This window comes from Amycolatopsis rubida, assembly GCF_900115345.1.
GTDB lineage: Bacteria > Actinomycetota > Actinomycetes > Mycobacteriales > Pseudonocardiaceae > Amycolatopsis > Amycolatopsis rubida.
Window position 1 is genome coordinate 16,918 of sequence record NZ_FOWC01000018.1, and the last position, 22,769, is coordinate 39,686.

Consider the following 22,769-nt stretch of genomic DNA (forward strand, 5'->3'; position numbering starts at 1 on the left):
AGACTCCCGCGACCGCAGTTCCGCAACGAACCGGCACGGCGTCTCGCAGACGCCGACCACCACGGCCAGCGAGAGCAGCAGATTCCACCGACCACAGTCCGCGACAAGCTGGCACGGCATCCGCGGTTGCCGACGCCGCTCGCGCGAGCAGATCGGCCCGGACCCGCAAACTGTGCACAAGCCGCGGCCTCGCCGCACAAGCAGTCGGCAAGGGGCCCAGAACCAGCCCTCACCCCTGCGGGCGGACGAACGGGAACAGCACGGTCTGCCGAATGGACGTCCCGCTCAGCATCATCAGCAGCCGGTCCACTCCGAGGCCCAGTCCGCCGGTCGGGGGCATTCCGTGTTCCAGTGCCAGGAGGAAGTCCTCGTCCAACTCCATCGCCTCGACATCACCGCTCGCGGCGCGCAGCGACTGTGCTTCCAACCGGCGGCGCTGCTCCAGCGGGTCGGTCAGTTCCGTGTACGCGGTTCCTACTTCCGAGCCGAACGCGATCAGGTCCCAGCGTTCGGCCAGGAGCGGGTCGGTCCGGTGCTGGCGGGTCAGCGGGGAGACCTCGGTCGGGTAGTCCGTATAGAAGGTCGGCAGGACCGTCGAGCCCTCGACCAGGTGCTCGTGTGCCTTCAGGACCAGGTCGCCCGCGCTGGCCTCTTCCGGCACCGGGACTCCGGCGGCGGCGCAGAGTTTTCGCAACGTCGCGACCGGCGTGCCCGAGTCGACTTCCTCGCCCAATGCCTCCGACACGGCTTTGTGTACCGGGATCACGGGCCAGTCGCCGGAGATGTCGTGTTCGACGATGCGGCCGTCGGCGTCTGGGCGTCGCACGATCTGTGCGCCGTACGCGGCTTCGGCGGCGTACTGGATCAGGTCGCGCATCAGGTGGCGCATCGCGTTGTAGTCCGCGTACGCCTGGTACGCCTCCAGCATCGTGAATTCCGGGTTGTGGGTCGCGTCGACGCCCTCGTTGCGGAAGTTCCGGTTCAGCTCGAAGACCCGCTCGACGCCGGCCACGCACAGGCGCTTGAGATACAGCTCCGGGGCAATGCGCAGGTACATCCGCATGTCGTACGCGTTGATGTGCGTGACGAACGGCCGTGCGTTGGCGCCGCCGTGGATGGTTTGCAGCATCGGGGTTTCGACTTCGAGGAAGTCGCCCTGGTGCAGGCGTTCGCGGACGGCGCGGACGACCGTCGAGCGCAGGCGGAGCATGTTCGCGGAGTCGGGGTTGACCGCCAGGTCCAGGTAGCGCTGACGGACGCGCGTCTCGGGGTCGGTGAGGCCCTTTCGCTTGTCCGGCAACGGGTGCAGGCACTTCGCGGTGACGGTCCATTCGTCCACGAGCACCGACAGCTCGCCGCGGCGGGAGGTGATGACCTCGCCGCTCACGCCGACGTGGTCGCCGAGGTCGACGCCGGTGCGCCAGCCGGTCAGGTCGAGGACCTTCGCGTCGAGCATCAGCTGCAGTTCGCCGGAGAAGTCCTTGATCCGCGCGAAACACAGCCCGCCGAGAGTGCGCAGGGCGAGCACCCGACCCGCCACCCGAACGCGTTTTCCGGTGCGGGAATCCGGTTCCAGTCCGGTGAACGCGTGCACGATGTCGCCGAGGTGGTCCTCGCGGGAGAAGCCGACCGGGTACGGGTCCACGCCGAGTTCCCGCAGTTTGCCCACTTTGGCCACTCGCACGCGGACCTGTTCCGGACGGCGCTTGGCGCGCGGCACGACCTGCGCGGCTTCTTCGTCGATCCGCCGGACCTGGGCGACGAAGTCCTCCCCCACGTTCTCCAGCCGCAGCGACCGCGCGCGTCCGGTGGGCACGAAGCCCTCCAGGGCGCCCGCGACTATGCCAACCCGCGGGAGCCGTCGCGCCGACGAGTAGCAGAGGAACCGCGGTTCCCAATCCGGGCCGTACTTGGCGTTCGACCGGTACAGCGATTCCAGCTGGAAGAACCGCGACGCGACACCGAGCACCGCCCGCCACGCGCGCAGTACCGGGCCGGCGCCGATGCGCTCGCCTTCGGAGAACACCGCGCGGAACATCGCGAAGTTCAGCGAGATCCGCTGTGCGCCGATGTGCTGGGCGGCCGAAACGACCTCGGCGACCATGAACTCGTTGAGCCCGTTTTCGGCGTCCCGGTCGCGGCGCATCAAGTCAAGAGAAAGGCCCCGGCGGCCCCACGGAACGAACGACAGCAGGCCGCGCAGTTCGCCGCGCGCGTCGTACGCCTCGACCATCACGCTGCGGCCGTCGCTCGGGTCGCCGAGCCGGCCGAGCGCCATCGAGAAGCCGCGTTCGGTCTCGTCGACGCGCCACTGCTGCGCGCGAGCGAGCAGCTGCGCCATCTCGTCTTCGGGGATTTCGCTGTGCCGCCGGACCTGCGCGGTGTACCCGGCGCGCTGGATCCGTTTCACCGCCTGCCGCACAGACTTCCGCTCGGGGCCGGTGAGAGAGAACTCGCGGACGTCGAGGACCGCTTCGTCGCCGATCTGCAGCGCGCGCAGCCCCGCGGCGGCGTACGCCTTCGCGCCCTTCTCGCTCGCGCCGAGCACACCTGGCGTCCAGCCGTACGTACGCGCTTCGTGGAGCCACGCCTGCACCGCGTCCGGCCACGCGTCCGGGTCGCCGATCGGGTCCGCGCTCGCCACTGTGGTCCCGGCGAGCACCCGGTACGTCACCGCGGCGCGGCCGTTGGGCGCGAACATGACGCTCTTGTCGCGACGCGTGGCGAAGTAGCCGAGAGAGTCGTCCTCGCCGAACTCCCCCAGCAGACGGCGCAACCGCAGCTCTTCGTCGTCTGTCCGAATGCGACGGCTGCGTACGCCGCGAAAGAGCGTGTACAGCGCGGCTGTGGACACGAAGGTCGCGCCGAGGTCGAGGACGACGTCAATCCACGCCGGGCCTTCGCCGACGCCGATCCGGCGCAGTTGCAGGTTTTCGCCGGTGGCGTGGTTGACCACCCAGGCGAATCGCTCCCACGTGTCGCCGAGATGGCCGGGGAACACCTCGGTGAGCGCCCAGCCGAGCACGATCACCCCGAGGAACCCGACGAACAGCACAGTGAGCCCGTTCCACCAGGCACCGGGGGCGAGCCGGGCGGGGAACGCCGGCCGCAGCGACAGCAGGAACACGATCAGCAGGATCGAGATCACGTCGGCGATGGCGAGCGCGCCCACCTGGGTCGGGATGTGCCGCATCTGCCGGGCGTTGAGGGTGAGCAGATCGGGAGCCCACAGCAGCAGCCCCTGGAGGACCAGCGTGGTCACCAGGCCGGCGACCTGGAACAGCACGAGCACGTACAGTGCGGCCTTTTTGCGCCTGCGCAGGGCCGCACCGAGCACGACGAGCAGCAGCACCATCACCAGGCTTGAGCTGGTCGGCACGCTCAGCACGCCGAACGCCATGTCGATGCCGTTCAGCAAGTGCCCGTGCCGCCCGCCGGCGAGCAGCAGCACGACCGAGAAAAGCGCCGCCAGTTGCACGACAGTGGCCACGAGGCCACCGGCGCGGGCCTTCCAGCCGAGGCTGCGCGGACGGGCGCTCACTGCGGTTCCCATGGGTACCTTTCTTGCGGCGCGACGCGCCGGACCTTCTCACCCGCCGGGCGCAAATCGGCCCGGTGCCTATCAAGACGTCACAGGAGGCAAAACGGTTGTCGCTACTCGGCCGTGTGAAGCTGGTCGCACGACCTTGGGGCCCTCCCGCGCGCGTGTCACGCTGTCTCCGGTACTGACTCCACGACCCGGGGACCTCTGCGAGGCCTCGAGGGAAGGACGGTCGACGACGATGTCTGCCCAGTCTGCCCAACCCGACGGCGCCGCCGGCGAGGTGGCCGCCCCTTACGGAACCGGCCCCGCGACCAGCGCGGGACCGAGCAAACCGCGAAAAGTCCGGATTCATCATCTGCGCGAGCTGAAGGACTGCGGCGAACCGTGGCCGATGCTCACCGCTTACGACATGTATACCGCCGAGCTTTTCGACGAAGCAGGCATCCCCGTGCTGCTGGTCGGCGACTCCGCGGCGAACAACGTGTTCGGGTACGACACGTCGCTGCCGGTCACCGTCGACGAGCTGCTCCCGCTGGTCCGCTCGGTCACCCGGGCGGCGAAACGGGCGCTCGTGGTGGCCGACCTGCCGTTCGGCTCCTACCAGCTTTCCCCGGAACAGGCGCTGGCCACGTCCGTCCGGTTCATGAAGGAGGGCCGCGCGCACGCGGTCAAGCTCGAAGGCGGGCACCGGTTCGCGGCGCACGTCGAAGCGCTCACCTCGGCCGGGATCCCGGTCATGGGCCACATCGGCTTCACCCCGCAGAGCGAGCACAATCTCGGCGGTTACCGGGTGCAGGGGCGCGGCGAAGCGGCGGAGAAGCTGCTCGCCGACGCGCTGGCGCTGCAGGAAGCCGGCGCGTTCGCGGTCGTGATGGAGATGGTGCCCGCCGAGGCGGCCAAGCGCGTCACGCACGAGCTGAAGATCCCGACGGTCGGCATCGGCGCCGGTCCGGACTGCGACGCCCAGGTGCTGGTCTGGCAGGACATGGCGGGGCTGCGCCGCGGCAAGGCACCGCGATTCGTGAAGCGGTACGCCGACGTCGCCGGGGTGCTGCAGGGGGCGGCGGCGGCGTTTGCCGAGGATGTCCGGCGCGGCGAGTTCCCGGCGGCCGAGCACGCGTTCCACTAGGCGGTGGCGTCGTGAGTGCTGATCACGGTGAGAACCGTGATCAGCACTCACGAGCGGCGGAACCGTTCGGCGAGTTCCGGATCGTTCTCCCACCACAATCCCTTCGCCGGCGCCTCGCCTGCCACTGCCTCCTCGTCCAATTTCCGGTCGAGCCGTTTCGCCCGTTTCTCGTCGTCGCGCGCCCACCTGATGAAGAGCGCGCCGACGAACGGCAGCCCGGCGACGTCTCCGCCGATCCACAGCACGCCCGCGCCGATGATCTGGTCCGTGCGCCGGTCCGGTCCCCAGTCTCGGTGCACCGCGTCGTAGTGCACGGGCGCCAGTAACGGGCCGAGCCACAGCACGAGGCCGAGCGCGCCGTCGAACACCACTTCGGTGAACGAGATCCACACCGACACCAGGTGCGAACCGTTGCGCGGCGTCGGATCGAGCTGCACACGGCTGTAGAAGTACAGGAAGCCAGCCAGCACGAGCGCTACACGCACGAGGCCACCGACGACCGCTGAGTCGAGCGAAAGCTCGTACAGCGGTGTCAGGTAGATGAGCAGGAACGGCACGATCAGCACCACGGTGACGCACAGCGGGAAGGTGATGAACTGCGCGAAGCGGCCACGGCCGTGCGTACGCAGCCACGTGGCGAGCCTGGGCGGCGCGGTGCGCATCAGCAGCGTCACGGGCGCGCCGAGCGCGAGTAGCAGCGGCGTGACCATCAGGAGCACGGTGTTCTGCGTGGCGCGGACCCAGAACAGTGTCGTGTCGTACACGCCGAGGAACGAGCACGTGACGAGGACAAGCGTGGCCAGCCCGGCCAGGAACGCCGTGGTGCGCCCTGCCGGCCACTCCTGACGGCGGGCCGCGGCGACGTATCCGACGCCGAGCGCGAGCGCGACGAGCACGGCCGGGACGTCGAAGGTCCAGGCCGTCAACAGCGTCGATCCGCTCAGCGGCGGCAGGTCAGGCACGATTTCGATGCGTTCAGTGTGCACCCGGCGAAATTGCGCCTTACGCCGCCCCTGACACCGCGAAGAAGATCAGGCTGCCGATTCCGGCGACCGCGCAGTAGATGGCGAAGGGGGTCAAGGTGCGCGTTTCAAAGTATTTCGTCAGAAAACGGACAGAAATGTAGGACGCGAGGAACGCCACCACGCTGCCGGCCAGCGCCGGGCCGAGCGACGGCTTGTTCTCCGGCGTGAACAGCGACGGCATCTTCAGCGCGCCCGCGGCGAGGATCACCGGCGTCGCCAGCAGCCAGGCGAAGCGGGCGGCGTCCTCGTGGTCGAGCCCGCGGCGCAAACCGGCCACCATGGTGATGCCGGAGCGGCTGATTCCGGGCAACAGAGCCAAAATCTGCGCCGAACCGATCAGCACGGCCTCTTTCACGCTCAGCTTCGACAGCCGGAGGTCGGTGGCCTCGTCGACGGTCACCGCGCGCATCACCATCGTCTCCTCGGCACTGAAGTCGATGGTCTCCTCCTCGCGCGCGAGCCCGGTCTTGGGCTTCCGGGAGAACTTCTCCGCGGCGTAGAGCACCCCGCCGTTGAGCGCGAGGAAGATCGCCGAGGGCACCGGTTTGCCGAGGACGTCGCGCAGCAGGCTTTCCAGCAGCAGCCCGGCGATCCCGACCGGGATCGTGGCGAGGATGAGCAGCCACGCGAGCCGCTGGTCGGCCGTGCGGACCTCACGATCGCGGACCGAGGTCCACAGGCCGGCGACGATGCGCACCCAGTCGCGCCGGAAGAAGAGGATCAGCGCGATCGCGGTGGCGACGTGCATCGCCACCAGCACCGCGAGATACGGCGAATCCTTCCCGATGCTCAGGTCGCGTCCCCAGCTTCCGCCGACGAGCGCGGGCAACAGGACGCTGTGCCCGAGACTGGACACCGGAAACAATTCCGACACGCCTTGCAAAGCGCCGACGACAATGGACTCAAGGTAGCTGACCGCGGACATTCACGAAGCCTTTCTCGCCGCAGTTCGGGCATTCCGCGGAAAAGCTACCGAGGACCGGGTTAACTCCGGGCAAGCCGGGCGGGAACACCTCGCAGGCGACACTTTCCGGCCATCCGTTGTTCATGACGTTCACATACATGAACATCAATCATGTACTTGACCAGTGTTCCCTCGATGTCTTAGCGTGAGCGCACGCCGCATCCGAAGTCATCGAGCCTCGACGAGGAGGGTTGGAATGCGCGTCCGCGACCGAGTTCTGGCGGCCACCACCGGAGCCGCAGCACTGCTCGCACTCGCCACACCCGCGGCGTCCGCCGGGACCGTCCCGGTGAAGAATTCCGCCGAGCTGAAGACCGCGCTGGCCTCGGCCAAGCCGGGCACCATGATCCAGCTGGCGGCGAACACCACCTACACCGGCAACTTCAAGGCCGCCGCCAGCGGCACCGCGAACGGGCGCATCACCCTCACCGGCCCGCGCAGCGCAGTCGTGCAGGCATCCGGCGGCCGCACCATCGAGCTGACCGGCAGCTACTGGACGCTGTCCGGATTCACCGTCACCGGCGGCCAGAAGGGCGTGATGGCGCTGGGCGTTAACCACACCCTGGTCGACGGGCTCAAGGTGACCGGCATCGGCAACGAGGGCATCCACTTCCAGCACGGCAGCAGCGACAACGTGGTGCAAAACTCCGAGATCTCCGACACCGGCAAGGAAAACGGCGGATTCGGTGAGGGCATCTACTTCGGTTCGGCCAAGAGCAACTGGCCGGACGGGAAGCCCGATCACAGCGACCGCAACAAGGCGGTCGGCAACAAGATCGGGCCGGACGTGCGCGCGGAATCGATCGACGTCAAGGAAGGCACCACCGGCGGCGAACTGCGCGGCAACACCTTCGACGGCACCGGGCAGAGCGGCGAGAACTACGCCGACAGCTGGGTCGACGTGAAGGGCAACGGATACCTGGTCACCGGCAACAAGGGCAGCAAGGTCTTCGCGCACGACGCGACCTACGGCTCGTTCGAGGTCCACGTGCAGCTCGACGGCTGGGGCCAGGACAACACCTTCTCCGACAACACCGCGGACGTGCAGGCGCCCTCGGCCTACGGGTTCTACGTGGTCAAGGCGGCCACCGGGAACAAGGTCTGTGCCAGCAACAAGGTGACGAATGCCGGGAAGGGCTTCGCGAACGTAGCCGCGACACCAGGCTGCTGACCGCGATCACAGACGGGGGCCCGCTCAGCCCGGCGGCGGGGGCGGGCCCCCACCCACCCTCCTCGTCAGTGCTGGAGTATTGGAACCGGCACCAGCACTCACGACCCCCAGGTGGAGCGACGGCACCTGGCTTCGGGAAGAGTGTCCGGCATGGACGAGCTTTACCCGCCGACCCCGGTGCGCGCCGACGGAGTGCTGGACGTCGGCGACGGCCACCGGATCTACTGCCAGGAAGCCGGGAACCCGCAGGGGAAACCGGTGGTGGTGCTGCACGGCGGGCCGGGAAGCGGCACCGCCCCGATGACCCGGCGGCATTTCGACCCCGAGGCATACCGGATCATTCTGTTCGATCAGCGCGGCGCCGGCCGCAGTACACCCAACGCGGGCGACGACCTGTCGGCGAACACGTTGTGGCACTTGGTCTCCGACATGGAGCTGCTGCGCGAACGGCTGAACATCGAGCGCTGGCAGCTGTTCGGCGGATCGTGGGGCTCGACGCTCGCGCTGGCATATGCCGAAACCCATCCTTCGCGGGTCTCCGAGATGGTGTTGCGCGGGGTTTTCACCGTGCGGCAGCGGGAACTGGACTGGCTCTATCGCGGCGGAGCGGCGAATCTCTTCCCCGCGGAGTGGGACGCTTTCCTGGAGCCGCTGGACAACCCGGACGATCCGCTAGCCGGGTACGCCGAACTGCTCCACTCCTCTGACCCGGCGGTACGCGAACGGGCCGCGATCGCTTGGAGCGTCTGGGAAGGCGCGACGGTGGCTTTGCTGCCGCGACAGTCCTTTGTGAACCAATACGCGAACCCGCAGTTCGCGCTGACGTTCGCTCGCCTCGCGGTGCACTACTTCCGGAACAACGCGTGGCTGGAAGAGGGACAGCTGATCCGGGACGCGGAGAAGCTCGCCGGGATCCCGGGCGTGCTGGTGCAGGGGCGTTACGACGCGGTGTGCCCGCCGATCACGGCGTACCAGCTGCATCGGGCTTGGCCCGATTCAACGTTGAAGCTCACCGAGTCCGCGGGGCACGCCGTCACCGATCCGGGCATCCTCGCCGCTCTCCGCGAGGCCACCGACAGCTTCCGTTAAAAGCCGTGAGGGGAACCCTCAGGGTTCCCCTCACGGACTTGTGCGAAGCTAGATCCGGCCGCCGCTGGAGCTGTCGCCGCCGGAAAGCCGCTGCGCCAGGTAAACCGGCACCGTCGAGACGATGATCAGCACCGCCGCGACCACGTTGACCACCGGGGCCTGGTTCGGCCGGAACAGGTTGTTGTAGATCCAGATCGGCAGCGTTTCCATGCCGGTGCCGAGGGTGAACGTCGTCACGATGATCTCGTCGAACGACAGCGCGAAGGCGAGCAATCCGCCTGCCAGCAAAGCGGAGCGCAGCATCGGGAAGGTCACCAGGCGGAACGTCGTCATGCCGTCCGCGCCGAGATCCATGGACGCTTCTTCGAGATTCCCGCCCATCCGGCGCAACCGGGCGACCACGTTGTTGAACACCACCACGATGCAGAACGTGGCGTGCGCGATGATCGCCGTCATCAGCCCGAGGTCGAGGCCGAAGATCGTCCGGAACGCGTTGTTCAGCGCGATGCCGGTGACGATGCCGGGAAGCGCGATCGGCAGGATCACCAGCAGCGACAACGAGTTCCGCCCGAAGAACCGGTACTTCTGCAACGCGAACGCGGCCATCGTGCCGAGCACCAAAGCGATCGCGGTCGCCGAAAGCCCGGCGATGACGCTGGTCCACAAGGCGTGCAGGGCGCCCTCGTTGGTGATCGCCCGGCCCCACCATTCCAGGGTGAAGCTCTTGGGCGGCCAGCCGAACGTGGTGTCCGCGTTCACCGAGTTCAGCAGGACCACCAGCAGCGGGAAATAGATCACCGCGAATCCGGCGCCGAGCGCGGTCCACAACAGCACCCGGGCGGGTTTCGACATCCGCACGGCGGTCTCCTAGAGGTTGTCCAGCGCACCGGTGCGACGCACCGCGGCCAGGTAGACGAGCATGATCACGACCGGAACCGTCGCGACGGTCGCGGCGAACGGCAGGTTGTTGGCCGCGCCGATGTTGTCGTACACGACGTTGCCGAGCATCTGCGAGGTGCCGCCGACGATCTTCACCGCGATGTAGTCGCCGAGCGACAGCGAGAAGGTGAAGATCGATCCCGCGACGATCGCCGGGAAGGTCAGCGGCAGGATCACCGAACGGAACGTGCGGAACGATTTCGCGCCGAGGTCGCCGGAAGCGTCCACCAGGGACGTCGGAAGCTTTTCCAGGCCCGCGTAGATCGGCAGGATCATGTACGGCAGCCAGAGGTAGGACAGCGTGATCACGGTCGCCGCGACGCCGTATCCCGGGCCGGACAGGCCGAGCGGGTCCAGCAGCCAGTTCAGCACTCCGTTGCCGGACAACAGGGTCCGCCACGCGTAGGCCTTCACCAGGTAGCTCGCCCACAACGGCGTCATCACCATGATCACCAGCAGCCGCTGCGCCCGCGGCGACGCGAGTTTGGCCATGGCGAACGCCATCGGGAACGCGATCACCGCGTCGATCACGGTCACCAGCAGCGCGATGCCGACGGTGCGGAACGTGATCGTGCGATAAACAGAATCACTGAAAAGAGTGACAAAGTTGTCGAAGGACCAGTCGGTGACCACCTTGCCGGTGAAGACGTCGGTGGACCAGAAGGCCGTGATGAAGAGGGCGGCGAGCGCGCCGAGGTAGGCCAGGCCGAGCCAGAGCATCGGCGCGGTGAGGAGAAGTCCGAGGCGCAGCTTGGGTTTGCGGTGGAAGAAAGCCGAGATGCGGTGGCTCGGCGGGCTCACGGCGGTCATGTCTTAGCGCTTTCGGGTGTGGAGGGGAGAAAAGCCGAGGGCTGCGGGAACATTGGGGAGGGCCCGCAGCCCCCGGCGGACTCGCGGACGCCAGCGCGGTGGGTACCGGCATCCGCGAGAGCCAGTTCAGCCCTTGATCTCGGTCCAGGCCCGGGTCCAGTCGCCGTAGTCCTTGCACTTGACGTCCGTGCGGCCGTCGAGGCACTGCGGGATCGGCGTGGTCCAGTACTGGATCTTGGCGGCGTACGCGGCGTCGTTGGCGTGGTAGGTGTCGCACAGCGACTTGTCCTTGAACTCCGCACAGGCCTTGGAGTTCGCCGGGGCCTCACCGAAGTACTCGGCGACCTGAGCGTTCACCTTCGGGCTCGTGATGTAGTCCATCCACTTGTACGCGCACGTCTTGTGCTGCGACTTCGCGGACACCATCCAGGTGTCCGACCAGCCGGTCGCACCCTCGCTCGGCACCGTGGCCGCGATCGGCGCGCCCTCGCTCTTCGCGAGGTTCACCGTCACCTGCCAGGCCGTGCCGATCACGCCGTCGCCGCTCTTGAGCGACTGCGTTTCCTTGAGGTAGTCCGACCAGTACTCCTCGACCAGCGGGCGCTGCTTCTTGAGCAGGTCCGTGGCCGCCTTGAACTGCTTGTCGTCCAGCGCGTACGGGTTCTTGATGCCCAGGTCCGGCTGGTGCGCCATCAGGTACAGCGCGGCGTCGGCGATGTAGATCGGCGAGTCGTAGGCGATGACCTTGCCCTTGAACTGCGACTTCTCGTCGAACATCGGCGACCACGACTTCGGCTCCGGCTGCACCTTGTCGGTGCGGTAGGCCAGCACGTTCGCGCCCCAGCCGTGCGGGATGCCGTAGGCGACGTTGTTGACGCTGTTCCACGACTTGTTCTTGAGGAACGGGTAAATGTCGTTGTAGTTCGGGACAAGCGCGGTGTTGACCGGCTCGACGTCGCCCGAGGCGACCAGCCGCAGCGAGGCGTCGCCGGAGGCGGAAACCACGTCGTACTGCCCGGTCTTCATCAGCGTCACGGCCTCGTCGGAGGTGCCGAACGGCTTGACGTTGACCTTGCATCCGGTCTGCTGCTCGAACGGCGTGACCCAGTTGACCTTCGAGTCGTTCGAGCCGTTTTCCGCGTAACCGGGCCACGCGAGCACGTTCAGCTGGCCTTCCGGCTGACCGAGCTGCGTCAGCGCGTTCAGCTTCGGCGGCGTGAAGCCCTGTGCGCCTGGCGCCGACCCCGCTTTGGAGTCAGAGCCCGAGGTGCCGCAGGCAGCGAGCAGGAGGCTCACGCCGCACAGCCCTGCGAGCAGCGTCTTCCTGTTCTTCATAGCGAGAGAAACCTTCCCGTGAGGAACTAGCCGGCTTCGGGGACCCGGAAACTGTGTTCGCGGCGCCAGCGCAGGCGGACGCGACCGTCGGCGAACTCGGTCGGCTCGCTGGTGTTCTGGCGGACAACGGACAACTGGCCCCCGGCATCGAGCGCGACAGCGTAGCGCACCGTCGAACCGGCATAAACGACATCCGTGACCGAACCGGTCGCCGAAGTCTCTCCGGGACCGGCCGGCGACGCAAGGTCTCCGTCGATGCGGATCTTCTCCGGCCGGATGCTGTACACGCCCGGCCTGCCGATCACCGCCTCCGCGCTGCGCCCGCTGAGCAGGTTCGAGGTGCCGACAAACCCTGCCACGAAGGCACTAGCCGGGCGTTCGTAGACCTCCACCGGAGTACCGACCTGTTCGATGCGGCCCGCGTTGAACACGGCGATCCGGTCGCTCATGGTGAGCGCTTCGTCCTGATCGTGGGTGACGAAGACGAAGGTAATGCCGACCTCGCGCTGGATCTGCTTGAGCTCGACCTGCATGGTCTGGCGCAGCTTCAGGTCAAGTGCGCCAAGAGGTTCATCCAAAAGCAACACTTTCGGGTGATTTACGAGAGCGCGAGCGAGCGCGACGCGCTGCCGCTGTCCCCCGGACATCTGCGTCGGCTTGCGGTCGCCGAAATCCTCCAGCCGCACCGTGCGCAGCGCTTCCTTCGCGCGGTCCCGGCGTTCGGTTTTCCCGACCCGCTTGACTTTCAGGCCGTACTCCACGTTCTGCTGCACCGTCATGTGCGGAAAGAGCGCGTAGTCCTGGAAAACCGTGTTCACGTCGCGGTCGAACGGAGCCAGCTGGCTCACGTCCTTGCCTTCGAGTTCGATCGTGCCCGCGGTGGGCAGTTCGAACCCGGCGATCATCCGCAGCACCGTGGTCTTGCCGGAACCGGACGGGCCGAGCATCGAGAAGAACTCGCCGGGCGGGATGTCGAGGTCGACCCCGTCCACGGCGCGCACCTTGTCGAAGTGCTTTTCCAGTCCGGTGAGCCGGATCGCCGGCTGTCCGGTATGCGGACGCTTTCCCGGCGGCCGGGTCTCGGCGGGGGCTTGATGGGGCATGACAGGCCTTCCGATGAATCTGGTCACGACGGCTACAGCGCACTCATCACGTGCTTGACGCGGGTGTAGTCCTCAAGGCCGTACAGCGAGAGGTCCTTGCCGTAGCCGGACCGCTTGAACCCGCCGTGCGGCATCTCGGCCACGAGCGGAATGTGCGTGTTGATCCACACGCATCCGAAGTCGAGTTTCGCCGAGAACTTCATGGCTCGCTGGTGGTCCCTGGTCCACACCGAGGAGGCGAGGCCGTAGGGAACCCCGTTGGCGTGCTTGAGCGCTTCGTCGTCCTCAGTGAACCGCTGGACCGTGATGACCGGGCCGAAGACCTCGTTCTGGATGATCTCGTCGTCCTGCCGGAGACCGGAAACCACGGTGGCCTCGTAGAAATAGCCCTCGTCGCCGGCCCGCCGTCCTCCACAGTGGACAGTCGCGTGCTCCGGGAGCCGGTCGATGAAGCCGGAGACCTTTTCCAGCTGTGCGGCGTTGTTGAGCGGCCCGAACGCGGCGTCGGAGTCCGTGCCGGTCTTGTTCGCCTCGGCCTGCCGGGTGAGCGCGTTGACGAAAGTGTCGTGCACGTCGTCGTGCACCAGCACGCGAGTGGCGGCCGTGCAGTCCTGGCCCGCGTTGAAATAGCCAGCCGCGGCGATGGCTTCGGCGGCCGCTTCCAGATCGGCGTCCGGGAACACGATCACCGGGGCCTTGCCGCCCAGTTCGAGATGCACGCGCTTGACGTCGTGCGCCGCCGAACCGGCGACCTCGATGCCCGCTCGCACCGAGCCGGTGATCGACACCATCGCCGGGATGTCGTGCTCTACCAACGCCCGTCCGGTGTCGCGGTCGCCGGAGATCACGTTGAACACGCCCGCGGGCAGGTGCTCGCCGCAGATCTCGGCGAGCAGCAGTGTGGAGGCGGGTGTGGTGTCGGACGGCTTGAGCACGATGGTGTTGCCCGCGGCGAGCGCCGGCGCGATCTTCCAGATCGCCATCATCAGCGGGTAGTTCCACGGCGTCACCTGCGCGCAGACGCCGACCGGCTCGCGGCGGACGAACGACGTGTGGCCTTCCATGTACTCGCCGGCCGAGCGGCCTTCGAGCACGCGCGCGGCACCGGCGAAGAAGCGCACCTGGTCGATGACCGCGGGCAACTCCTCCTCCATGGTCAGCGCGAACGGCTTGCCGGTGTCCCGCGCTTCGACGCGGATGATCTCCTCGCCGCGCGCCTCAAGCGCGTCAGCGATCTTCAGCAGTGCGAGCTGCCGCTGCGCCGGGGTGGTCTCGCGCCAGCTTTCGAACGCTTCCGCGGCGACCTTCAGTGCGCGGTCCACGTCCTCGGCGCCGGCCACCGGCGCGGTGCAGTACGCACGTCCAGTAACCGGGTCGACGATCTCCGCGACCTTTCCGGACAGCGAGTCGACATAGGTCCCGCCGACGTAGTGCTTCAACTCCTGCACGCGTGCGCCTCCTGACTCTCCGTGGCAGGATGAAACATATAACTCCATATTTCAAATGACAAGGCCCTGGGGCAGGATTGGCTCCAACGGATGCCGAGACGGGTGGACCAACGATGCGCAAGGAGATGTCGAACAGCGCACGACTGGCGATGTTCGCCCCGCTGGAACAGGTGGGGCGCGCGGAAGCAGTCGCGGCGAGGCTGTTCGACGCCATCACGCTCGGTCTCCTCGACGACGCAGAGCAGTTGCCGAGCGAGGCCGAACTCGCCGCGCAGTTCCGCGTCTCCACGGTCACCGTGCGCGAGGCGCTCGCGGTGCTGCGGCAGCAGGGTCTCGTCGAAACGCGGCGCGGGCGCGGCGGCGGCAGTTTCGTGCGCACCCCGGACTGGCCCGCGCAGAGTTCCTGGGCCGAACGCCTGCGATTGGTCTCAATGGCTGAACTTCGCGACTTCGGCGACCACTACCTCGCCGTCGCGGGCTCGGCCGCGAAACTCGCCGCGGAACGCAGCACTCCCGAAGATCTCGAACGGCTGCGGCTCACCGCGGAAGACCTCCTCGGCGCGAGCGGCCCCGACGCGACCCGCGCGGAACGGCACTTCCACCTCGAAGTCGCCGCCGCCGCGCAGTCCCCGCGGCTCACCAACCAGGAAGTTCAGCTGCAGAGCGAACACGGCGTATTGCTCTGGGCGCCCCTCGGCGACAAGGAAACCTGCCGCGGGTCTTACGCTGAGCACCAGGCGATCGTCTCGGCGATCGCCTCGGCCGACGGCGATCGGGCGCGCGCCCTGACCGAAGAGCACCTCCTCGGCGCGCTTGATCGGCTCGCAGATCTGCACCTGACCCTCGAAACGCCGTAAGCTCCGATGACCCGCATCACGAGGTGAGCATCGTGACCGACACCCACACGCTGACCGGCGAAGAGGTAGTGACCCAGGTTTCCGCCCTCGTCGAGGAGATTTTCGCGCGCCTGAAGCCGGTTCTGGCCGCCGCCGAGACGCTGCTCGCCGAGTCCGCCGACCCGTCCGCCGAGGCGCTGCACACGATCCGGCCGCAGGTCGTCGAGGCGCTCGGCGGCCTCGTGGTCGGCGCGGGCTTCGTGACCGCGCCGAATGTCCTTGCCGATCAGGAACTCGGCTTCGAATGGTGGACCTCCTGCCGCACCGACGACGGTTCGCCGGAACAGCTGTTCATCAGCCTCGACCCGGAGAGCCCCAATTTCCTTGACTACACGCGGCAATCCTGGTTCACCGTCCCGCGCGACAGCGGGCGGCGGCATGTCAATGGGCCATACGTGGACTATCTCTGCACCGACGAGTACACGCTGACCTTCACCGTTCCTGTTACCCGCGGTGAGGAATTCGCCGGAGTCGTTGGTGCGGACGTGTATGTGCGCGAGTTCGAGCGCACGGTGAGTCGCCGGCTGCGCGCGCTCGGCCGGACCGCCGCGTTGCTCAACGCGCAGGGGCGGGTGATCGTGTCGAACAGCGTGCGGAAGGCGACCGGGTCGCTGGTGCGCGAGATCGACGTGCCTGCCTGGTGGGCGTCCGGCGCGGAACCGTATACCGCGCCGGGCGGGATGACGTTGCGGCGGTGCGGGGATTCGCCGATCACGCTGCTGGTCACGACCTGATCTGGAGAGCGAACCACAGTTCCGCGCGGACGCCTGGTGCGTCGAGGTCCCGGCCCAGCAGTTCGGCGGCCTTGGTGACCCGGTTGCGCAAGGTGTGCCGGTGTACGCCGAGCTTCGTCGCGGCGAGGTCCCAATGGCCGTGGTGTTCGAGCCAGCAACGCAGCGACAGCTCCAGGTCGCCGCGGCCGGTCCGGTCGAATTCCCTTACCGGAGCGAGCAGCTGGCCGGAAAAAGCTTGCGCGGCTTGATGATCGACCAGGCCGAGCAATCCGGCCCCGGCGTGGTCGGCATAGCGCAGCAACGGCACGCGCTGGGTCCGTGCCGCCTCGGCCGCTTCTTCCGCTTGCCTTAACGCCGCCGGGAACTCCCCCGTTGACAGTCCACTGTGGAACTCTCCAGTTTCCGCGACAATCGCGCCCACCTCGCCGTTCTCCGCCAGGACGATCAGCTTGTCCCCGCGATGCGCGGGGAACACTTGCCCGGCAAGGGTTTCCAGCCGTTCGTACAGCGTGTTCCGGGCAGCCTTGCTCCCTTTTACCGCCAGCACCGTCCACGGTTCCCGCGGAAGATCCGGTACCACCTCGCGGGCCAGCTTGTCGTGTCCGGCGGCGAGCAGCTCCAGCACGCCGGTATGCAGCTGGGAAAGCGAACGTCGCTGCGCGCGATCCTGTTCCAGGGCAAGGGAAAGCAGCGAAACCGCGGTGTTGACGATGTGCCGTCCGGCGCTGTCCAGCGGTTCTGCGGTACCGACCGCCAGCGCGCCCCGCGTGTGCAGAGTCTGGATCACGACCTCGTCGTCGCCACGAGACACCACACGCGTGCCCGCGCGAAGACTGGTGACGTCCAGTTCGACACTGCGCGCTTTGGCCGACGACGCCTCGCGCACACGTCCGGCGGAGTCGTACAACACGACCCAGCCGTCGATAAGCCGCGCGAGCCGACGCACCACTCCCCCGGCACCGCTGCTCCCGACCGCGGTGCGGGTCAGCTCCTGTTGAGCCCGGCCGATCCGCACCGTCGCGGCGTACTCGTCAGCCGCGACCGACCGGGAGACCGCGCGTGTGATCGCGATGAACGGCGTCTTCCGCGGCACCTCCAGCACCGGCAATCCGACTTCGTCGGCGACCGCCACCAACGCATCCGGCACCTTCGCGTGGCTCAGCCCAACACCGAAGCCGAGGCCGGCGACATCCGCGTCGACCAGCCTCCGGATGTACGCCGCGTACGTGGCGCTGTAGAGCGTCAGACCGGTCGTGAGCAGCAGTTCCCCTCCTTCGAGGAAGCTCTGCGGGTCGGTCAGCTCGGTGGGGTGCACCCAGCCGATCGGGCGGTCCAGCCCGGCCTCGCCCGCGACCACGCGCAGGCCGAGCGCGGGTTCGGCGGCCAGTGCGCGCAGGGTGAGTGCCATAACGGCCAAGTGTAGCTGCCAAGTTGGACAGAATGGCCAGCTGACGGCGGGCGGCGCAGGCCCCATCCTGAGGGCGACCCACCTGAAAGCTCGTGAGTGCCTACGCCGGTTCCAACCGGGATCAGCACTCACGACCCGCGACGCAGGAGCGCCCGTGACCACCAGCACCGCCGCCGAGCCGCAGGCTCCGGCACCCCGGCAGCGCAGGCTGCAGACCGAGATCCCCGGGCCCGTCTCCCGCGCGCTGCAAGAACGCCGCGCGAACGCGGTCGCCGCCGGGGTCGCGTCGACGCTGCCCGCCTACATCACCTCCGCCAGCGGCGGCCTGCTCACCGACGCCGACGGCAACGTGCTGATCGACTTCGGTTCCGGGATCGCGGTGACGAGCGTCGGGCATTCCGCGCCCGAGGTGGTCGACCGGGTGCGCGAGCAGGCGGCGCTGTTCACCCACACCTGTTTCATGGTGACCCCGTACGAGGGTTACCTGGAGGTGTGCGAGGCACTGGCCGAACTGACGCCGGGCGACCACGCGAAGAAGTCGGTGCTGTTCAACTCCGGCGCGGAAGCGGTCGAGAACGCGGTGAAGATCGCCCGCACCGCGACCGGCCGCCAGGCTGTCGTCGTGTTCGACCACGCCTACCACGGCCGCACCAACCTGACCATGGGCATGACTGCGAAATCGGTGCCCTACAAGCACGGTTTCGGCCCGTTCGCGCCCGAGGTGTACCGCGTGCCGGGCTCGTACCCGTATCGCGACGGGCTGGCCGGTCCGGAGGCCGCGCGGCAGGCGATCGACCGGATCGAGAAGCAGATCGGCGGCGACCAGGTCGCGGCCGTCGTGCTCGAACCGATCCAGGGCGAGGGCGGGTTCATCGAGCCCGCACCCGGCTTCCTGCCCGCGATTTCCACGTGGTGCCAGGCGAATGGCGTCGTGTTCGTCGCCGACGAGGTGCAGACCGGCTTCTGCCGCACCGGAACCTGGTTCGCCTCGCAGCACGAGGACGTCATCCCTGACCTGGTGTGCACGGCCAAGGGCATCGCGGGCGGTCTGCCGCTCGCCGCGGTGACCGGTCGCGCGGGCCTGCTCGACGCGGTCGGCCCGGGCGGGCTCGGCGGCACCTACGGCGGCAACCCGATCGCGTGCGCCGCGGCACTGGGCGCGATCGAGACCATGCGGGGTGACGGCCTGACCGGTTCCGCGAAGCGCATCGAGGAACTGGTGCTGCCGCGACTTCGGGCGCTGGCCTCGGAAACCGGCGTGATCGGCGACATCCGCGGGCGCGGCGCGATGCTGGCGGCCGAGTTCGTCAAGCCGGGCACGAACGAGCCCGACGCCGATCTCACCAAGCGCATCGCCGCGGCCTGTCACGCACAGGGCGTCGTGGTGCTGACCTGCGGCACGTACGGCAACGTCGTCCGGCTGCTTCCCCCGCTGTCCCTGTCCAACGAGTTGCTCGACGAAGGCCTCGCCGTTCTCGAGTACGCGATCGCCACGGAGGCCCGCAAGTGACTTTTCCGTTCTGGGTGGCCGGAAAGCCGGTAACCAGCAGCGAAACGACCGTCGTCCGGCATTCGTTCGACGGTTCCGAAGCCGGTTCGCACTACGTGCCCGGACCGTCCGAAGTGGAGGCTGCGGTCCAGGCCGCCGCCGACGTCGCCGACGAGTTCGCGACGCTGCCCGCGCACGTCCGGGCGGGCGCGCTCGACCACATCTCGCGGCGGCTTTCCGAGCGGGCGGAGGAGATCGCGCAGCTGATCACCGCCGAATCGGGCAAGCCGCTGAAGTGGTCGCGCGGCGAGATCGGCCGCGCGGTGTCGACGTTCCGCTGGGCGTCCGAGGAGGCCCGCCGGTTCTCCGGCGAACTGCAGCGCCTCGACACCGACCCGGGCGGCACCGGACGGCTCGCGCTCGTCCGGCGCGTGCCGCGCGGTCCGGTGCTGGGCATCACGCCGTTCAACTTCCCGCTGAACCTGGTGGCGCACAAGGTCGCCCCGGCGATCGCGGTCGGCGCGCCGATCGTGCTCAAGCCCGCCCCGGCGACGCCGCTGACCGCGCTGCTGCTCGGCGAAATCCTCGCCGAGACCGATCTTCCGGCGGGCAGCTGGTCGATCCTGCCGCTGGGCAACGAGGCCACCGCCGAACTGGTCAAGGACCCGCGGCTGCCGGTCGTGTCGTTCACCGGCTCGGTGCCGGTCGGCTGGACGATCCGCGACACCGTGCCGCGCAAGCATGTCGCGCTGGAACTCGGCGGCAACGGCGCGGTGCTTGTCTGTCCGGATTGGACCGACCTGGACTTCGCCGCGCAGCGGATCGCGACGTTCGCCATGTACCAGGCCGGACAGTCGTGCATTTCGGTGCAGCGAGTGTACGCGCACACCGACGTCTACGACGAGCTGCAGCAGAAGGTGCTGGAGCAGGTCGCCGCGCTGCGCACCGGAAACCCGCGCGAGGACGGCGTCGACGTGGGTCCGCTGGTCAACGAGGCGGCCGCGTCGCGGGTCGAAACCTGGGTCACCGACGCGGTTGTCGCCGGTGCCAAGCTGCTGGCCGGCGGCGGCCGTTCGGGTGCGACGGTGGAGCCGACCGTGCTCTCCGAAGTTCCCGAGGACGTTTCGGTGATGGCGGACGAGGTGTTCGGCCCCGTGGTCTCACTGGTCCGCGTGTCCTCTGTGGACGACGGGGTCGAGCGGATCAACGCGTCCCGCTTCGGTTTGCAGACCGGCGTCTTCACCCGCGACCTGCCGACCGCGTTCGACGTTTCGGCACGGCTCAAGGTGGGCGGCGTGCTCGTCGGCGACGCACCGAGCTTTCGCGCCGACCAGATGCCTTACGGCGGCGTGAAGGACTCCGGTGTCGGCCGGGAAGGCCCGGCCGCGGCGATGGCGGACTTCACCGAGGAGCGCGTGACTGTCCTTACCGGACTGACTCTCTGAGCGCCGCGTAGGCGTCGACGAGAGACGGTCCGTACCACGTGAGGTAGCGCCCGGAGAGCAGTACCGGGCGCATCTCCGGGAAGAAGCCGGGGCCGTCGTCCTGGGTGAATTCGTACGGCTCGTCGGGCAGTACGACCAGGTCAGCCCCGGTCTTCTGGAGTTCTTCCAGCGAAGGCCGGGGATACCGCTCGGAGTGTCCTGAGTAGACATTCTCGACCCCGACGCGGCGCAGCACGTCTCCGGCGAAGGTGTCGCGGCCCAGGACGATCCACGGCTTGCGCCACACCGGAATCACCGCGCGGTGGCGCACCGGTGCCACTTCGCGCCACAGTTCGTCCGCGGTGTCGAGCCATTCCGGTTCGTCGATGCCGTACACCTGGCCGAAAATCCGCCGCAACGACCCGAGCGCGGCGGGCACGGACTCCGCCGCGGCCATCACGAACACCGGAATCCCGTTGGCACGCAGGGTTTCCACGTCGTCGGGCCGGTTCTCCTCGGAGTTCGCCAGCACCAGGTCCGGTTCGAGCGCCAGCACCCGGTCGAGCTTCGGATATTTCGACCCGCCGACCCGTTCCACGTCCAGATCGGCCGGATGCGTACAGTAATCCGTCGCCCCGACCAGCCGCCCGGGCGCGCTCACCTCGACCGCTTCGGTCAGCGACGGCACCAGCGACACCACCCGCCGCGGCGAGCCCTCGATCGGCACCGGCTCGCCGAGATCATCGACCAGTTCCGCGTTCCTCATACTCGTTCGAACGACACCTTCCGCTGCTCGACGTCCACTTCGGTCAGCCGCACCGCGATCCGCTCGCCCTCCGGGAACTTCTCGCCGGAGCACTTCGCCATCACCGGCGGGTTCTCGACCAGGATCTCCGCCCGCGCCTCGTCCGCGCGCAGCACCACCGCGGTGAACTCATGACCGACATGCTCTGCGAGTACCCACGCCTCGACCTGATCTATGCACGCGCGCTCGACCCGCGCGGCCAGACTGTCCGAAGCGGACATCTGTGCCGGCACCTCGGACAACGCCTCACGCACCCAATCCGGCACTTCGCGGCCAGCCGTCACCGCCAGGCACACCTCGGTGCCGAATCGGTCGACCAGCCGCCGAATCGGTGCCGTGACGTGCGCGTACGCCCCGCCGATCCCGGCGTGCGTAGTGACCGCGGGCAATTCCCCGGCGAAGGCCGTGTAACCCGCACCCCGCAACAGTCGCGTGGTATCCGCGTACAACGCCATCGACGCGGGCTGCCCGGGGTCCAAAGTAGACAGAAACTCGGACACCGTCAGCTCGACCGGCCAGGCCAGCCCGGTCGCCGCCGCGGACCGGCGCAGCCATTCCACCGCGTCCGGCTCCGGCGACGGCAGCGTCCGCAGCACCCCGATTCCGGCGTCGATCATGATCCGCGCCGCGGCCATCCCGGTCAGCAACGAGATTTCGGCATTCCACGCGTCGACGACCGTCCGCGGGCGGCGGGCGAGAATCCAGCCGCCGTCGATGTCGCCGCTGATTTCCTGCTCGGGCAACTGCAACTCGACCGCGCCGCGCTGCACCGCGAGGCCGCGCCGCAACTGGCCGAGCTCCGGCAGCGCCGCCACCGAGGGATGCGGCCGTCCCGCGTCCAGCGACGACTGGACCCCTTCGTAGTCAAGCTGCTCAGTCGAGCGCACCAGCGCCCGCCGGACCCGGGTGGCGACGATTTCTCCGGCCTCGTCGACGTCGATCGTCCACAACACCGCGGGCCGGATTTCCCCGGGCAGCAGGCTGGCCGCGCCTTCGGACAGCACCGGCGGATGCAGCGGGACGTTGCCGTCCGGGAGATACAGCGTCTGCCCCCGCCGCCGCGCCTCGTGGTCAAGCGCCCCGCCCGGCGGGACGAACGCCGCCAGGTCCGCGATCGCATACTGCACCCGGAACCTGCTGCCGCTGCGCTCGATCACCATCGCCTGGTCGAGATCCTTGGACCCGGGCGGATCGATCGTGACGAACGGCAGGTCGGTGGCGTCCTCGCGACCGCCCGCCGACGCGAGCGGATCGAGCACCGCCGTTTCGGCCTCCGCAAGCACCGCGGACCCGAACGACTCCGGCAGCGCGAACTCCGCCCGGAGACGACCGAAGTCCCCTCCCGACGCTGGCGTCCTCAGCACGAGTGGCGGCACGGTCCAACACTATCCCGCCGAACCGCCGGTGATCGCCCGTTCGGGCGCGGGCCGGTCGGGTGTAGCCTGCCTGACATTGA

At 68.3% G+C, this 22,769-nt stretch carries 18 protein-coding genes; 7 read left to right on the forward strand and 11 right to left on the reverse strand.

Translation table 11 applies throughout. From position 1 onward, the window contains the following. Positions 1 to 229 precede the first annotated feature (229 nt). On the reverse strand, positions 230 to 3,553 hold the full coding sequence (gene lysX / locus BM362_RS39975) for a bifunctional lysylphosphatidylglycerol synthetase/lysine--tRNA ligase LysX (RefSeq protein ID WP_093576683.1): 3,324 nt from the start codon (positions 3,551 to 3,553) through the stop codon (positions 230 to 232). Between the two features lie 229 nt (positions 3,554 to 3,782). Between lysX and panB the strand changes: the two genes are divergently transcribed. After that, positions 3,783 to 4,673 carry a 3-methyl-2-oxobutanoate hydroxymethyltransferase gene (gene panB / locus BM362_RS39980; protein ID WP_093576684.1) on the forward strand — a complete coding sequence of 297 codons (891 nt, stop codon included), beginning with the start codon at positions 3,783 to 3,785 and terminating at the stop codon, positions 4,671 to 4,673. Between the two features lie 47 nt (positions 4,674 to 4,720). Here panB and BM362_RS39985 read toward each other — a convergent pair whose 3' ends face one another. Together BM362_RS39985 and BM362_RS39990 are read right to left on the reverse strand one after the other, a co-directional pair. Continuing rightward, positions 4,721 to 5,659, reverse strand: coding sequence for a cytochrome c oxidase assembly protein (locus BM362_RS39985; RefSeq protein WP_093576685.1), 939 nt, complete (start codon positions 5,657 to 5,659; stop codon positions 4,721 to 4,723). Between the two features lie 16 nt (positions 5,660 to 5,675). Then, positions 5,676 to 6,623 (reverse strand): undecaprenyl-diphosphate phosphatase, encoded by a 948-nt coding sequence (locus BM362_RS39990; protein ID WP_093576686.1) that lies wholly within the window; start codon positions 6,621 to 6,623, stop codon positions 5,676 to 5,678. A gap of 235 nt (positions 6,624 to 6,858) precedes the next feature. On the opposite strand from BM362_RS39990, the gene BM362_RS39995 reads away from it, so the two are divergent. Together BM362_RS39995 and pip are read left to right on the forward strand one after the other, a co-directional pair. Continuing rightward, positions 6,859 to 7,833 (forward strand): right-handed parallel beta-helix repeat-containing protein, encoded by a 975-nt coding sequence (locus BM362_RS39995; RefSeq protein ID WP_093576687.1) that lies wholly within the window; start codon positions 6,859 to 6,861, stop codon positions 7,831 to 7,833. A 150-nt stretch (positions 7,834 to 7,983) separates the two neighbouring features. Continuing rightward, positions 7,984 to 8,922, forward strand: coding sequence for a prolyl aminopeptidase (pip, locus tag BM362_RS40000; protein WP_093576688.1), 939 nt, complete (start codon positions 7,984 to 7,986; stop codon positions 8,920 to 8,922). 48 nt (positions 8,923 to 8,970) lie between these two features. On the opposite strand, the gene BM362_RS40005 is transcribed toward pip, so the two are convergent. The 5 genes from BM362_RS40005 to BM362_RS40025 form a co-directional block, all read right to left on the reverse strand. Further along, positions 8,971 to 9,774 (reverse strand): ABC transporter permease, encoded by an 804-nt coding sequence (locus BM362_RS40005; protein WP_202506820.1) that lies wholly within the window; start codon positions 9,772 to 9,774, stop codon positions 8,971 to 8,973. A gap of 15 nt (positions 9,775 to 9,789) precedes the next feature. After that, positions 9,790 to 10,671: an ABC transporter permease gene (locus BM362_RS40010; RefSeq protein ID WP_067586046.1), complete on the reverse strand. Its 882-nt coding sequence runs from the start codon at positions 10,669 to 10,671 to the stop codon at positions 9,790 to 9,792. Between the two features lie 126 nt (positions 10,672 to 10,797). Beyond that, positions 10,798 to 12,006, reverse strand: coding sequence for an ABC transporter substrate-binding protein (locus BM362_RS40015; protein WP_067586043.1), 1,209 nt, complete (start codon positions 12,004 to 12,006; stop codon positions 10,798 to 10,800). 26 nt (positions 12,007 to 12,032) lie between these two features. Beyond that, complete coding sequence (locus BM362_RS40020) at positions 12,033 to 13,109, reverse strand: ABC transporter ATP-binding protein (protein WP_093576689.1); 1,077 nt, start codon at positions 13,107 to 13,109, stop codon at positions 12,033 to 12,035. Positions 13,110 to 13,141: 32 nt separating this feature from the next. Beyond that, positions 13,142 to 14,557, reverse strand: a complete 1,416-nt coding sequence (locus BM362_RS40025) for a gamma-aminobutyraldehyde dehydrogenase (RefSeq protein ID WP_093576690.1) — start codon at positions 14,555 to 14,557, stop codon at positions 13,142 to 13,144. Positions 14,558 to 14,670: 113 nt separating this feature from the next. Here BM362_RS40025 and BM362_RS40030 point away from each other — a divergent pair, with 113 nt between their 5' ends. Together BM362_RS40030 and BM362_RS40035 are read left to right on the forward strand one after the other, a co-directional pair. After that, a complete protein-coding gene (locus tag BM362_RS40030) occupies positions 14,671 to 15,414 on the forward strand; it encodes a FadR/GntR family transcriptional regulator (RefSeq protein ID WP_037815737.1) in 744 nt (247 codons plus the stop codon). Positions 15,415 to 15,446: 32 nt separating this feature from the next. Continuing rightward, positions 15,447 to 16,187: a cache domain-containing protein gene (locus BM362_RS40035; protein ID WP_067586148.1), complete on the forward strand. Its 741-nt coding sequence runs from the start codon at positions 15,447 to 15,449 to the stop codon at positions 16,185 to 16,187. On the opposite strand, the gene BM362_RS40040 is transcribed toward BM362_RS40035, so the two are convergent. Next, positions 16,177 to 17,595 (reverse strand): PucR family transcriptional regulator, encoded by a 1,419-nt coding sequence (locus tag BM362_RS40040; RefSeq protein WP_093576691.1) that lies wholly within the window; start codon positions 17,593 to 17,595, stop codon positions 16,177 to 16,179. The two genes, BM362_RS40035 and BM362_RS40040, sit on opposite strands and share 11 nt — an antisense overlap. A gap of 154 nt (positions 17,596 to 17,749) precedes the next feature. Here BM362_RS40040 and gabT point away from each other — a divergent pair, with 154 nt between their 5' ends. Continuing rightward, positions 17,750 to 19,105, forward strand: a complete 1,356-nt coding sequence (gene gabT / locus BM362_RS40045) for a 4-aminobutyrate--2-oxoglutarate transaminase (RefSeq protein ID WP_093576692.1) — start codon at positions 17,750 to 17,752, stop codon at positions 19,103 to 19,105. Beyond that, on the forward strand, positions 19,102 to 20,529 hold the full coding sequence (locus BM362_RS40050; protein WP_093576693.1) for an aldehyde dehydrogenase family protein: 1,428 nt from the start codon (positions 19,102 to 19,104) through the stop codon (positions 20,527 to 20,529). Before gabT ends, BM362_RS40050 begins: the two co-directional genes overlap by 4 nt. Here the strand turns inward: BM362_RS40050 and BM362_RS40055 are convergent. Together BM362_RS40055 and BM362_RS40060 are read right to left on the reverse strand one after the other, a co-directional pair. Beyond that, positions 20,510 to 21,274, reverse strand: a complete 765-nt coding sequence (locus tag BM362_RS40055) for a helical backbone metal receptor (protein WP_067586026.1) — start codon at positions 21,272 to 21,274, stop codon at positions 20,510 to 20,512. The genes BM362_RS40050 and BM362_RS40055 overlap by 20 nt on opposite strands. After that, positions 21,271 to 22,689 carry an RNB domain-containing ribonuclease gene (locus BM362_RS40060; protein ID WP_425285764.1) on the reverse strand — a complete coding sequence of 473 codons (1,419 nt, stop codon included), beginning with the start codon at positions 22,687 to 22,689 and terminating at the stop codon, positions 21,271 to 21,273. The genes BM362_RS40055 and BM362_RS40060 overlap by 4 nt, the downstream gene beginning before the upstream one ends. Positions 22,690 to 22,769: the final 80 nt, after the last annotated feature.